Origin of the sequence: Acetobacterium sp. KB-1, assembly GCF_003260995.1 — a bacterium.
GTDB classification, from domain to species: Bacteria; Bacillota; Clostridia; order Eubacteriales; family Eubacteriaceae; genus Acetobacterium; species Acetobacterium carbinolicum.
In genome coordinates this window covers 1934891-1947686 of record NZ_CP030040.1, presented here as the reverse complement: position 1 = coordinate 1947686, position 12796 = coordinate 1934891, and the positions used below count along the sequence as shown (strand labels likewise).

15 protein-coding genes are annotated in these 12796 nt (G+C 44.7%); 11 read left to right on the top strand and 4 right to left on the bottom strand.

Annotation, left to right across the window (positions count from 1 at the left end; translation table 11 throughout):
- Complete coding sequence (locus DOZ58_RS09135; RefSeq protein WP_256372223.1) at positions 1 to 1014, bottom strand: IS66 family transposase; 1014 nt, start codon at positions 1012 to 1014, stop codon at positions 1 to 3.
- Between the two features lie 78 nt (positions 1015 to 1092).
- Here DOZ58_RS09135 and DOZ58_RS09130 point away from each other — a divergent pair, with 78 nt between their 5' ends.
- The 3 genes from DOZ58_RS09130 to DOZ58_RS09120 all read left to right on the top strand — a co-directional run bounded on the left by DOZ58_RS09130 (position 1093) and on the right by DOZ58_RS09120 (position 3555).
- Positions 1093 to 1422 carry a hypothetical protein gene (locus DOZ58_RS09130; RefSeq protein ID WP_111887798.1) on the top strand — a complete coding sequence of 110 codons (330 nt, stop codon included), beginning with the start codon at positions 1093 to 1095 and terminating at the stop codon, positions 1420 to 1422.
- Positions 1419 to 1793 carry an IS66 family insertion sequence element accessory protein TnpB gene (gene tnpB / locus DOZ58_RS09125; protein ID WP_111887999.1) on the top strand — a complete coding sequence of 125 codons (375 nt, stop codon included), beginning with the start codon at positions 1419 to 1421 and terminating at the stop codon, positions 1791 to 1793. The genes DOZ58_RS09130 and tnpB (DOZ58_RS09125) overlap by 4 nt, the downstream gene beginning before the upstream one ends.
- A gap of 139 nt (positions 1794 to 1932) precedes the next feature.
- Entirely contained in the window at positions 1933 to 3555 is a 1623-nt protein-coding gene (locus tag DOZ58_RS09120; protein WP_111888001.1) for an IS66 family transposase, read from the top strand.
- A 36-nt stretch (positions 3556 to 3591) separates the two neighbouring features.
- On the opposite strand, the gene DOZ58_RS09115 is transcribed toward DOZ58_RS09120, so the two are convergent.
- The 3 genes from DOZ58_RS09115 to DOZ58_RS09105 all read right to left on the bottom strand — a co-directional run bounded on the left by DOZ58_RS09115 (position 3592) and on the right by DOZ58_RS09105 (position 5085).
- The gene (locus tag DOZ58_RS09115) at positions 3592 to 4245 is read right to left on the bottom strand and encodes an IS66 family transposase zinc-finger binding domain-containing protein (protein ID WP_111888000.1); all 654 of its coding nucleotides are present in this window, start codon (positions 4243 to 4245) and stop codon (positions 3592 to 3594) included.
- 139 nt (positions 4246 to 4384) lie between these two features.
- On the bottom strand, positions 4385 to 4759 hold the full coding sequence (tnpB, locus tag DOZ58_RS09110; protein ID WP_111887999.1) for an IS66 family insertion sequence element accessory protein TnpB: 375 nt from the start codon (positions 4757 to 4759) through the stop codon (positions 4385 to 4387).
- Positions 4756 to 5085 (bottom strand): hypothetical protein, encoded by a 330-nt coding sequence (locus DOZ58_RS09105; RefSeq protein WP_111887798.1) that lies wholly within the window; start codon positions 5083 to 5085, stop codon positions 4756 to 4758. Before DOZ58_RS09105 ends, tnpB (DOZ58_RS09110) begins: the two co-directional genes overlap by 4 nt.
- 566 nt (positions 5086 to 5651) lie before the next feature.
- On the opposite strand from DOZ58_RS09105, the gene DOZ58_RS09100 reads away from it, so the two are divergent.
- From DOZ58_RS09100 to DOZ58_RS09065, 8 genes are all read left to right on the top strand, one after another.
- Positions 5652 to 6620 carry a sugar-binding transcriptional regulator gene (locus DOZ58_RS09100; protein WP_242988652.1) on the top strand — a complete coding sequence of 323 codons (969 nt, stop codon included), beginning with the start codon at positions 5652 to 5654 and terminating at the stop codon, positions 6618 to 6620.
- On the top strand, positions 6617 to 7105 hold the full coding sequence (locus DOZ58_RS09095; RefSeq protein WP_111887997.1) for a transcriptional regulator GutM: 489 nt from the start codon (positions 6617 to 6619) through the stop codon (positions 7103 to 7105). Before DOZ58_RS09100 ends, DOZ58_RS09095 begins: the two co-directional genes overlap by 4 nt.
- A 178-nt stretch (positions 7106 to 7283) precedes the next feature.
- Entirely contained in the window at positions 7284 to 7817 is a 534-nt protein-coding gene (locus tag DOZ58_RS09090; RefSeq protein WP_111887996.1) for a PTS glucitol/sorbitol transporter subunit IIC, read from the top strand.
- Entirely contained in the window at positions 7817 to 8803 is a 987-nt protein-coding gene (locus tag DOZ58_RS09085; protein ID WP_111887995.1) for a PTS glucitol/sorbitol transporter subunit IIB, read from the top strand. The genes DOZ58_RS09090 and DOZ58_RS09085 overlap by 1 nt, the downstream gene beginning before the upstream one ends.
- A 32-nt stretch (positions 8804 to 8835) precedes the next feature.
- Positions 8836 to 9195 carry a PTS glucitol/sorbitol transporter subunit IIA gene (locus DOZ58_RS09080; RefSeq protein ID WP_111887994.1) on the top strand — a complete coding sequence of 120 codons (360 nt, stop codon included), beginning with the start codon at positions 8836 to 8838 and terminating at the stop codon, positions 9193 to 9195.
- 24 nt (positions 9196 to 9219) lie between these two features.
- On the top strand, positions 9220 to 10512 hold the full coding sequence (locus DOZ58_RS09075) for an NAD(P)H-dependent oxidoreductase (RefSeq protein ID WP_111887993.1): 1293 nt from the start codon (positions 9220 to 9222) through the stop codon (positions 10510 to 10512).
- Positions 10513 to 10817: 305 nt separating this feature from the next.
- Positions 10818 to 11780: a thiamine pyrophosphate-dependent dehydrogenase E1 component subunit alpha gene (locus tag DOZ58_RS09070; RefSeq protein ID WP_111887992.1), complete on the top strand. Its 963-nt coding sequence runs from the start codon at positions 10818 to 10820 to the stop codon at positions 11778 to 11780.
- 15 nt (positions 11781 to 11795) lie between these two features.
- Positions 11796 to 12779 carry an alpha-ketoacid dehydrogenase subunit beta gene (locus DOZ58_RS09065; protein WP_111887991.1) on the top strand — a complete coding sequence of 328 codons (984 nt, stop codon included), beginning with the start codon at positions 11796 to 11798 and terminating at the stop codon, positions 12777 to 12779.
- Positions 12780 to 12796 lie beyond the last annotated feature (17 nt).

Here is a 12796-nt window from a genome sequence, read left to right as displayed (position 1 = left end):
TTATTTGAGGCACTTTTTGTAGTTATGATTGAGTCTGCACACCTCAGGCAATTCCTGAGACCATGGCAGGTATTTTTCAAGTACTTCCGGCTGGTGCAGATAGTCACTGTTGGGGATTTCTGTCAGAAGGTAATTCAGATATTCGAATACATTAAGTTCATTAGCCCGGGCTGATTCCACCAGCGTGTACAGAACCGCATTGGCGGTTGCACCTTTAGGCGAATCGGCAAAAAGCCAGGCGCGGCGCCCTGTTGCAAAAGGTTTGATGCTGGCCTCACAGAGATTGTTGGAGATGGGAAGACGTCCGTCTTCCAGGAAGGTTTCCAGATATTTCTTCTGGTTTTTGGAATAATTCAGGGCTTTAGTCAACTTTTCATTTGTCGTTGGAATGGCCGCAGTTTCGTCAACCCACGACCAAAAGGCATCGAGGATGGGGCGTGACCTTTCCAGACGCTTTTCTCTGATCTCCTCATAAGGAAGATCCTTTATTTCGTTCTCAATTTTAAAAAGCAGGTCGATGTACGCTCGTCCTTCGGCACCCTTTGAACCCGGGATTTCTTTCCCATTGCTGGTCAAGGGAATGCTGTCGATAAAATATCTACGACAGTGCGACCAACATAAGTTGCGCCGGATATTCTCGACTTGTTCATAAGCGGCATACGCATCCGTCGTTAAATAGCCATGGAATCCGGAAAGCAGCTGCCTGGCGATCTCCCCTTTGCGTGTCGGCGAATAATGAAAGAAAACGGCTCGGATTGTCTCGCATGCCGCACTACGGATCACCCACATATAGGATTCGCTGTTGGCTTTCCTGCCTTCCTCCCGGTTACACTGAATCCGTGTCTCATCCATATGCAGCACCTCACAGGTACGCAGTTCGGCAAGAATACGTTCATAAATCGAGGTTAGCCATTCTTCGCTGCAGCGGTTTGTCCAGTTAGCCATGTTTGACCGGGATAGAATGAGCCCCAACCGATACCAGTCTTTTTCCTGACGGGCAAAGGGGTAAGCGATTCAAAAGATGGCGTAGTGCAAAATAGGTCGAATTATTGTAGACTAACCTAAAAGAACTTACAGGAGGTTCAGGATACAATGGACGAATCAAAAAGACAGCTTTGGGAAGAGCGTTTTGAAGAACAGGCAAACAGTGGAATGACGGTCGACGCCTGGTGTACCTCAAAGCAGCTTAACAAATATACCTACTATTATTGGAAGCAGCGGATCCGAAAGGCGAAAATGGAGCCGATGGAGAAAGGGACCACAGCACCACTGTTTGCAAAACTGGAAATGCCAACGGCTTCTGATGAGCGAATACCGGTGGCGGGACTGATTATCCGATGGCGGGGTTTTGAGCTGGTTTTGTCGGATCCCCATGATATCTCTCTGGCAACACAGTTTATCCGACAGCTTTCACAGTCATGATGGATCGGTTTATCAACGACACCACCCATATTTATATTGCGTGTGGAGCCACTGACTTCAGAAAACAGATGGATGGCCTGGCCGTCGTTGTTAATACGGAGTTCAAGCTGGATCCATTCGCTGACAAATGTGCCTTTATCTTCTGCAACCGGAAAAGAAATGCCCTTAAAGTTTTACGTTACGATGGCAACGGCTTTATTCTGGCTAGCAAGAAGCTGCTCAACGGCATGAAATTTCAGTGGCCCAGAACCCCATCGGAAGTCAGAGAAATAACCGGCCAGCAGGTTCAGTGGTTGCTTCAGGGGCTTGAAATCGAGCAGAAAAAAGCCCTTCAACCAGTGACGATGACGCTGGAAAACAGCTGCTTTTAACCGCTTCAAAACAGCGCAAATAAATTTGCAAAATGGCTTTAAAATGGCGTTTTAAAGACTTTTTATTACCGATAAATGTAGCATTCTGAAGCTAAAAATGGTATAATAGTACCAATAAAAAGCAAAGGAATGGATACGGATGACAGGACAAGAAGAACTGCTGATGCTGCGGGCGCTGGTGGAAAAACAGAAAGAAGAGCTGGCCGCCAAAGACGACATCATTGCCAAACAGAATATCCGCATTGAAAATATGGTGCAGGCGCTGCTGCAAGCTCGCAAAAAACTGTTTGGTTCCTCCACTGAAACATCGAGAAACCTGGATGGACAACTATCCCTGTTTGAAAAAACGCAGGAACTCGCGAAAGAACTGTTTGGTGAACAGCAGAAAATAACCGTCCCCAGTCATACCCGGAAAGCCCGCCAACCCGGAGTCCGTCAGGAAATGCTTGCCGGTCTTCCGAAGGAGATTGAAGAGTACATCATTGGGCCGGATGATTCCTGCGTCAAGTGCGGTGGAGCCCTTACGGTCATCGGCAAACGGATCGTCCGAACCGAAGTGACCTATGAGCCACCAAAACTGAAGGTGAAGCAGATTGTCCAGCAGATTGCAAAATGTACCCAGTGTGGCAAAGAAGGCAGTGAGAATCCCAAGGATCATTTTCAGAAAGCCGCCATACCGGTGCCGGTACTCCCGCATTCCATTGCCACGCCGTCTCTGGTGGCTCAGGTCATGTACCAGAAGTTTGCCATGGGCATGCCCTTTGCCCGTCAGGAAAAAGACTGGTATCGGTTGGGGCTCATTCTATCCCGGTCAAACATGGCCAACTGGACAAACCGCTGCAGCGAAGAATGGCTAACCTCGGTTTATGAACGTATTCTTGCCGAACTGCGTACCTGTGAGGTGCTGCATATGGATGAGACACGGATTCAGTGTAACCGGGAGGAAGGCAGGAAAGCCAACAGCGAATCCTATATGTGGGTGATCCGTAGTGCGGCATGCGAGACAATCCGAGCCGTTTTCTTTCATTATTCGCCGACACGCAAAGGGGAGATCGCCAGGCAGCTGCTTTCCGGATTCCATGGCTATTTAACGACGGATGCGTATGCCGCTTATGAACAAGTCGAGAATATCCGGCGCAACTTATGTTGGTCGCACTGTCGTAGATATTTTATCGACAGCATTCCCTTGACCAGCAATGGGAAAGAAATCCCGGGTTCAAAGGGTGCCGAAGGACGAGCGTACATCGACCTGCTTTTTAAAATTGAGAACGAAATAAAGGATCTTCCTTATGAGGAGATCAGAGAAAAGCGTCTGGAAAGGTCACGCCCCATCCTCGATGCCTTTTGGTCGTGGGTTGACGAAACTGCGGCCATTCCAACGACAAATGAAAAGTTGACTAAAGCCCTGAATTATTCCAAAAACCAGAAGAAATATCTGGAAACCTTCCTGGAAGACGGACGTCTTCCCATCTCCAACAATCTCTGTGAGGCCAGCATCAAACCTTTTGCAACAGGGCGCCGCGCCTGGCTTTTTGCCGATTCGCCTAAAGGTGCAACCGCCAATGCGGTTCTGTACACGCTGGTGGAATCAGCCCGGGCTAATGAACTTAATGTATTCGAATATCTGAATTACCTTCTGACAGAAATCCCCAACAGTGACTATCTGCACCAGCCGGAAGTACTTGAAAAATACCTGCCATGGTCTCAGGAATTGCCTGAGGTGTGCAGACTCAATCATAACTACAAAAAGTGCCTCAAATAATGATGTCATCAGTATATCAGGTTTAGATCAAACTTGCTATACGTCATCTTTTGAGGCACTTACGGCAAAGGGCACGCCCATGGCAAACTTCTGGTACATGACCTGAGCCACCAGAGACGGCGTGGCAATGGAATGCGGGAGTACCGGCACCGGTATGGCGGCTTTCTGAAAATGATCCTTGGGATTCTCACTGCCTTCTTTGCCACACTGGGTACATTTTGCAATCTGCTGGACAATCTGCTTCACCTTCAGTTTTGGTGGCTCATAGGTCACTTCGGTTCGGACGATCCGTTTGCCGATGACCGTAAGGGCTCCACCGCACTTGACGCAGGAATCATCCGGCCCAATGATGTACTCTTCAATCTCCTTCGGAAGACCGGCAAGCATTTCCTGACGGACTCCGGGTTGGCGGGCTTTCCGGGTATGACTGGGGACGGTTATTTTCTGCTGTTCACCAAACAGTTCTTTCGCGAGTTCCTGCGTTTTTTCAAACAGGGATAGTTGTCCATCCAGGTTTCTCGATGTTTCAGTGGAGGAACCAAACAGTTTTTTGCGAGCTTGCAGCAGCGCCTGCACCATATTTTCAATGCGGATATTCTGTTTGGCAATGATGTCGTCTTTGGCGGCCAGCTCTTCTTTCTGTTTTTCCACCAGCGCCCGCAGCATCAGCAGTTCTTCTTGTCCTGTCATCCGTATCCATTCCTTTGCTTTTTATTGGTACTATTATACCATTTTTAGCTTCAGAATGCTACATTTATCGGTAATAAAAAGTCTTTAAAACGCCATTTTAAAGCCATTTTGCAAATTTATTTGCGCTGTTTTGAAGCGGTTAAAAGCAGCTGTTTTCCAGCGTCATCGTCACTGGTTGAAGGGCTTTTTTCTGCTCGATTTCAAGCCCCTGAAGCAACCACTGAACCTGCTGGCCGGTTATTTCTCTGACTTCCGATGGGGTTCTGGGCCACTGAAATTTCATGCCGTTGAGCAGCTTCTTGCTAGCCAGAATAAAGCCGTTGCCATCGTAACGTAAAACTTTAAGGGCATTTCTTTTCCGGTTGCAGAAGATAAAGGCACATTTGTCAGCGAATGGATCCAGCTTGAACTCCGTATTAACAACGACGGCCAGGCCATCCATCTGTTTTCTGAAGTCAGTGGCTCCACACGCAATATAAATATGGGTGGTGTCGTTGATAAACCGATCCATCATGACTGTGAAAGCTGTCGGATAAACTGTGTTGCCAGAGAGATATCATGGGGATCCGACAAAACCAGCTCAAAACCCCGCCATCGGATAATCAGTCCCGCCACCGGTATTCGCTCATCAGAAGCCGTTGGCATTTCCAGTTTTGCAAACAGTGGTGCTGTGGTCCCTTTCTCCATCGGCTCCATTTTCGCCTTTCGGATCCGCTGCTTCCAATAATAGTAGGTATATTTGTTAAGCTGCTTTGAGGTACACCAGGCGTCGACCGTCATTCCACTGTTTGCCTGTTCTTCAAAACGCTCTTCCCAAAGCTGTCTTTTTGATTCGTCCATTGTATCCTGAACCTCCTGTAAGTTCTTTTAGGTTAGTCTACAATAATTCGACCTATTTTGCACTACGCCATCTTTTGAATCGCTTACCTATCAGTCCATCATAACCAAGAATCTTTATCAGCTGTCTAAAAGTGTCTAATATATAGATAAAAAAAACATCAGCGGCTATGTTGAAACCCAATTTTGGGCAACGTAGCCGCTTTTTATTTTTTGAAATTTTCATAAATCAAGCCATGTTTTTGGAACCCTCAAAAGGAAGTGAGATTACAATTGTAAATTGACAAAATAATATCAATTTACAATTGTAAAAATAGATTGTTAAAAAATAAACTTGTATTTTGAAAAAAAAGTTTAAAACATTACTTAAACAAATGTATAAAATGAGCAAAAAATGACGAAAAAATACCTAAAAAACGACAATAAACTGTTGACTTAATGAAAAAACACGCTATAATTACAATAAATTAAACAACAACAGCAAAATAAATCAGCCAAACATATGAAAACGAAACGCACTCATTAAATTTACAATTGTAAAACAAAATCAAGACCTTAAGGTGATTAGTATGAAAAAAGTAATTGATAATAAACGATTGATGCTCAAAGTATGTGATCTGTTCTACAATCACGACGAAACACAGCAAACGATTGCAAAACAGTTGTCCATATCAAGGCCCACCGTGGCAAAAATACTAGAACAAGCACGCGCGACACAGATGGTACGAATCATTATTCCAGACTTGGCCGAAGATAGTTATTTTGAAATGGAAAGAAAACTGGAGTTGATGTACGGACTTAAAGAGGCGATTATTGTTGAAGAGAAAAAAGATCTATACGCTCAAAAAGATGAAGTTGGAAAAGCTGCCGCTGAGTATTTAGAGCGATTAGTCAAAGACGGGAAAAATATTGGTGTCTCAATGGGGACGACATTAGGGCATATTGCTAAATATATACAGCCTAAAGTCGTAAAAAACGCGATGTTTATCCCCTTGGTTGGCGGTATTGGCCAGGTAGGGATGGAGCTCCATTCAAATTATTTAGTGGAAGAGCTGGCAAATGCCTTTAAAGCTCAATATATCTTACTTCATGCACCAGCTAAGGTTTCAAAAAAATCCATCAAAGAAGGACTAATTGGAGAAGCGTACATTGAAAAGATTATTAAACTCACTAACAAATTGGATGTTGCTTTGGTCGGTTTAGGTGTTCCAACCAGAAATTCTACAACCATGGCGACGGGCTATTACGATGAACGGGAGATGGAACTGATGCGCAAAAAGAATGTCGCTGGTGATATCTGTATGAATTTCTTTGATAGTGCAGGTCGTACTGAACAGTTTGAAATGAATGAAACGGTTATCGGCATTGACATCAAAAAACTAAAGTCAGTTAAGGATTCAATCGGTGTAACCTGTGGTGCCGAGAAAGTTAGTGCCATTCGAGGTGCTATTGCTGGTCAATACATTAATGTTTTAATTACCGATGCAGGGTGTGCCAGAAAGTTGATTGAAGAAAGGGAAGTGGAGGAAAAATCATGACTTATATTATTGCTTTGATTTTTATTGGGATGTGTTTGCAGGGACTTCTGACTTTTTATCAGGTCAAAAGCTATCAAAATGCCATGGGGTCTCTTAAAGGCAAGGGCTTACTGGGAGTTGGGTATCGAAGAGGGGTGCTAAAAGGTGGACAAATTCTGATTTTGTCCTATGACAGAAATTCCGGAACAATCAATAATTGCAAAACCATGAGAGGAATCACTTCATTTGAGCGATTTAAAACAGCCGATGACTATATTGGTTTAAGTTTGAATGAAATAAAAAAACTGGCAATACTCGAAGATCAGAAATTGAATAAACCCCAGAAAACAAGAAAAGACGGATCAAAAAAAGTGGCGCCTCAAAAGCGAGGAGCATTGCTTCAGGCAGTGGAAGCCATTGAGACACATATGAAAAAAGAGCAGCGACAAAAACTTCATGAGAAAAGAAGAGAACAACAAGCATTAGCAGGCATGGTGGTGGAGTAAAAAATCAGTGTTGACAGTCAGGACTGTCAAGCCTGACAGTTCTGGAAAATAAAGTGACGTAATGTAGTTAGCAGAGTATTACAAATTATTGGAGGTGAAAAGGGGAACGTTTTAGGGGTAATTATTGGAGCGGTCACATTATTGGGTATTGATTTTAAAATAAGGAGAAGGTGAAAAAATGGATTTTTTAGCACAATTGGCAACTAATTTTATAGGTCTCTTTCAAGCTGGAGGAGAAACATTCGTTGGTTTGGTAACGGGTATTTTACCACTATTAATCGTCTTAATGACGGCAGTCAATTCATTGATTAAGATTATCGGTGAAGAACGGGTGGAACGTGCGGCTAAGTTTAGCAGCAAGAACTTTATTTTGCGCTACACCGTATTACCGGTTCTGGCCATGTTCTTTCTCACAAATCCGATGGCGTATACTTTTGGACGATTTGTTGAAGAAAAACATAAGGCCGCATTTTATGACTCAGCAGTTTCATTTTGCCATCCGATTACCGGTTTATTTCCTCATGCTAATCCTGGTGAACTCTTTGTCTACCTGGGAATCGCAGCAGGGCTGACAACCTTGGGGTTGCCGCTTGGTGATTTAGCGGTGCGGTATTTTATCGCAGGTGTTTTGGTTATTCTTTTAAGAGGAATCGTTACTGAAAGAATCTATGCAATCATGGCATCTAAAAAAGCTACTACGGAGGTGGAATAATGTATAAAGCAGTTCTTATCGAAAAAGGTCAAGGCGGATGGGGTGGTCCATTGGTAATCAAACCCACTGAAGAAAAGGCTTATATTATGTCGGTTACCGGTGGTGGCATTCATCCGGTGGCCCAGAAAATTGCTGATTTGACTGGCGGAATCGCTCTGGATGGATTTCTAAGCAGTGCGCCAGATAGTGAGGTGGCTTGTGTGGTTGTAGACTGTGGTGGTACCGCACGGTGTGGGGTTTATCCTAAAAAGGGAATCCTAACCATCAACCTGACCCCGGTTGGTCAGGCGGGACCGTTAGCCCAGTATATTAAAGAAGATATTTATGTGTCGGGGGTAAAAGAAAATAATATATCGTTGTATGACGGCGAAGCACCCGTAAGTGAACCATCAAAGAAAAAAGACTATCAGGAAGTAAAAGCTGAAGCAAAAGCAGCAGCAGAAAAGCAAAAGGGCTTTGTTGGCTTTATCTCACGGCTTGGAAAAGCTGTTGGGGGTGTCGTTGGTAAGTTCTATCAGGCGGGCCGGGAATCGATCGACATGGTTATTAAAAACGTGCTTCCTTTTATGGCCTTCATCGCGATGCTCATTGGGATCATTACCGTCACCGGGCTGGGAGATATTATTGCGAATACCATCTCGCCATTTGCGGGAAGCTTACCAGGACTTGTGCTTATTTCAATTGTATGTACCCTTCCATTTTTATCGCCGATTCTTGGACCAGGGGCAGTTATCGCCCAGGTTGTTGGGACGTTGGTAGGGGTTCAGATTGGCGCTGGCGCGATTGCTCCGGCATTGGCTTTACCGGCACTCTTTGCTATTGATGGACAGGTTGGGTGTGATTTCATTCCGGTTGGTTTGTCTTTGGGAGAAGCTGAAACAGAAACAGTCGAAATTGGTGTCCCGGCAGTGCTCTTTAGTCGATTAATTACCGGCCCAGCTGCTGTACTGATCGGTTTTGTATTGAGTATCGGAATGTACAGCTAAGTAGAAAGTTAAGCAAAAGGCAAGGAGATAAAATGGATTTCACAACAGAAATAACCCAAATTGGAGAAATGGTAGAGGAATTTTTAAAAGAAAAGTTGCTCATCGTTTTTGATGAAAATGCCCCGCCAGAATTGGCAGAAATAGCAGTTTTACACACCAAAAAAGAATTTATCAGGGAGGTGAAAGAAGGAGACGCGGTACGATTTGGGGATGTCGTTTATGAAGTGACAGCCGTCGGACATGAAGCAAACATAACATTAGAGAGCATGGGGCATTGTTCATTTTGCTTTACCGGGGAAGATCAGGTAAAACTACCGGGACAAATTGAGTTAAAAGGCCAGGGGATTCCGGCAGTTAAGATTGGTGATCCCTTCCAAATTATTTACAAATAAAAAATAAAATTAAGCGAGGAAAAAATGTTAGGACTAAACTACAAACTAGCACAATTAGAAGAAAACGGAAAACACATCATGACCAGTATTGTTGGTGCAGGACAAATGGGACGGGGCATGGTTGGACAGATTATGTCGATGAAAGGGATGCGTCCTGCAGTGGTGGTTGACATTAACATTGAAAATGCAATTAATGCCTACCAACATGCCGGTTTAAAAGAAGGCGATTATATGATTGCCAATACCATCTCAGAAGCCAATGAACTGCTTGCCAAAGGTAAATTCATTGTCACCGACAATCCGGAAATTGCAACAAAGACAGATTTAATCGATTGTGCCGTGGATGCTACTGGCGTTCCTGAGGTAGGTGCAAAAGTTGCGATCGACAGTATTAATGCCGGCAAACACATTGTCATGTTAAATGTGGAAGCAGATGTTTGTATTGGACCAATGCTTTACAAAATGGCTCAGAGTGCCGGTGTGGTTTATACCGGATCGGCAGGAGACGAACCGGGCTCCGTGCTTGAATTATATGATTTTGCCGATGCGCTGGGATTTGATGTGCGGGTCATTGGTAAGGGAAAAAATAACAAGGTTGATAAGACGTCCAATCCGGACTCGGTATTAGAAGAAGCAACCTTAAAAGGCGTCAGCCCGAAAATGCTTACCTCATTTAAAGATGGGACAAAAACCATGGTTGAAATGACAGCAATGTCCAATGCCACCGGCTACTTGCCGGATATAATGGGTGGTCATGGCGCAAAAGGCATTGTTTCGGAGTTACCAGATCTGTTCAGACTAAAGAGTGAAGGCGGAATTTTAAATAATTATGGGATCGTTGATTATATTGATGGTGTTGCTCCAGGTGTATTCATTATTGTATCAACCGAACAACCCGACATTATTCATGAACTGAACTACCTCAGTATGGGAAAAGGTCCCAATTATGTGTTGTACAGACCGTATCATTTATGCAGTCTGGAAACACCATTATCGGTTGCAAAAGCGGTAATTGATGGGGTGCCGACCATCGCTCCAAGAAAAGGGCTTGTTTCGGAAACCATTACAGTGGCAAAACGGGACTTAGTAGCAGGTGAATACCTGGATGGTATTGGCGGATTCTCAATTTATGGCAGTTTTGAAAAAGCATCAGTGGCCAATGAAAAAGGGGCGCTGCCGATGGGCATTGTCAATAAAAAGACTAAAATGATTAATGCCGTTAAAAAAGGTGAAATCGTCACTTACGCTGATGTTGCCTTGGATAACGATTCGCTGATGGTTCAACTGCGTAAGATTCAAGATACACTGTATTTATAAGATCATTAAGAAAATTATAAGATAGGGAACTGATTTACCAATCTGTTTGTGCTAGCAACACTTAAACGCTACATTGAGAGTGGTTGTTACAACGGTAAATATTGGCATATTCATAGGATTTGATTAAAAACGCACACCAACAATTAAATCCTATGAATCAGCTTTCCGGTAAAAAAATTTCGAAAGAAAGTTAAAACACCTGAAAAAATCGGATTCTTGCTAAAATAAATCTAAACGTGAACACCATTTACTAAATAGCCATTAAGCAAGAATTCGAATAAGCAAACAATATGGGAGGAACACCATTGAAAAACGAGAATAAGGAATTGGGACTAAAGTTACTAAAAGATATGTACCTGTGCAGAAAATTTGAAGAAAAGGTTCAGCATTATTTTTCGCTGGGGATGATCCATGGCACGACCCACTTAAGTATAGGTGAAGAAGGGGCCGCAGCCGGAACCTGTGAAGGTTTAGAGCCCCAGGATCTGATGTATGCCACTCATCGCGGGCATAGCCAGGCCATTTGCAAGGGGATTGATATTAATCTGATGATGGCTGAGATATTTGGCAAGGCAACCGGGGTTTGCAAAGGAAAAGGCGGCTCCATGCACATTGCCGATAAGGACAAGGGTGTGCTGGGAGCCAACGGGATTGTCGCTGCGGCCCTGCCACTGGCCTGTGGCAGTGCTTTTGCCGCCAAAAGAAGAAAGCAGGATGTCGTCACGGTAGCTTTTTTCGGCGATGGAGCGGCTAATGAAGGAGCCTTCCACGAAGCGATGAACCTGGCCTCGGCCTGGGATCTGCCGGTTCTCTTTGTCTGCACCAACAACACCTATGCCATGTCGACCCATATTTCCAAGGTAATGAAAGATACCGATATTGCCAAGCGGGCGATCCCTTATGGCATGCCGGCAGAAACAGTCGACGGAAATGATTCGTTGGCCGTTTATGAATGCATTAAAAGCGCCCGCGACTATGTGGCAAAAAATGGTCCGATGCTGATTGTTGAAAACACTTATCGGATTTCAGGACACTCGAAAAGTGACGGTAATCTATACCGAACCAAAGATGAAATCAATGCCTGGAAGGCCCGAAATCCCATTGATAAAATGAGAAATGACCTGCTGGAGGCAAAGACCTGCATGGTTGAGGAACTCGATGCCGTGGATAAAGAGACCACTGAACTGATTGACAAGGCCGTTAAGTTTGCCCTGGATAGTCCCTATCCTGAGCTTGATGATGTGTATCATGATGTTTATGCGTTATAAGAGGGGGGACAGAAAATGCCTAAAAAAGAAATAACCTACGCAAATGCGATAAAAGAAGCCATCAGTGAAGAAATGATCCGGGACGAAGACGTGTTTATGATGGGCGAAGACATTGGTGTCTACCGGGGCGCCTTTGGCGTTTCGGGAGATCTGGTCGAAACCTTTGGCGAAGACCGGATCATTGATACGCCGATTTCAGAACAGGGGTTTGTTGGCTGCGCGATTGGTGCGGCAGTGGCGGGGATGCGCCCGATTGTGGAAATTATGTTTTCGGATTTCATGACTGTCTGTTGGGATATGATTGTCAATCAGGCACCAAAGATGCGCTATATGTTTGGGGGCAAGGTGAGTGTGCCGATGGTACTGCGAACGGCATCCGGCGGCGGAACCGGAGCGGCCGCCCAGCATTCCCAATCCCTGGAAGCGATGCTGTGTCATGTGCCGGGGCTAAAAGTGATTGTGCCGTCAACGCCAAGAGACGCTAAAGGATTATTAAAGTCAGCGATTCGGGATAACAATCCAGTCATCTTTTTGGAACAAAAACTTTTGTATCGGACCAAAGGGATGGTGGAGGAAGAAGAATTTACGATTCCCATTGGCGAAGCGGATGTGAAGCGCGAAGGCCAGGACTGTACCATCATCACCTATGGCCGGATGGTGCAAATGTGTCTGGCCGCGGCAGAAAGCCTGGAAAAAGAAGGGATCGATGTGGAAGTCATTGATCTGCGAACCTTACTGCCGATGGATACCGAAGCGATTATCAAGTCGGTGATCAAGACCCGTCATGCTCTGGTGGTTCATGAAGCCGTAAAAACAGGCGGTATTGCCGGTGAAATCATTGCCCGAATTGCTGATAGTGAAGCGTTTTACTATCTGGATGCCCCGCTTAAGCGGCTGGCCTCGGAAGATGTGCCGGTACCATTCTGCCCGGTGCTGGAAAAGGGAATTCTCCCGGACGAAGCCAAAATTATTGCAACCGTCAAAGAAATGTTGGCTTAAGATGTTGTTAAAAAACA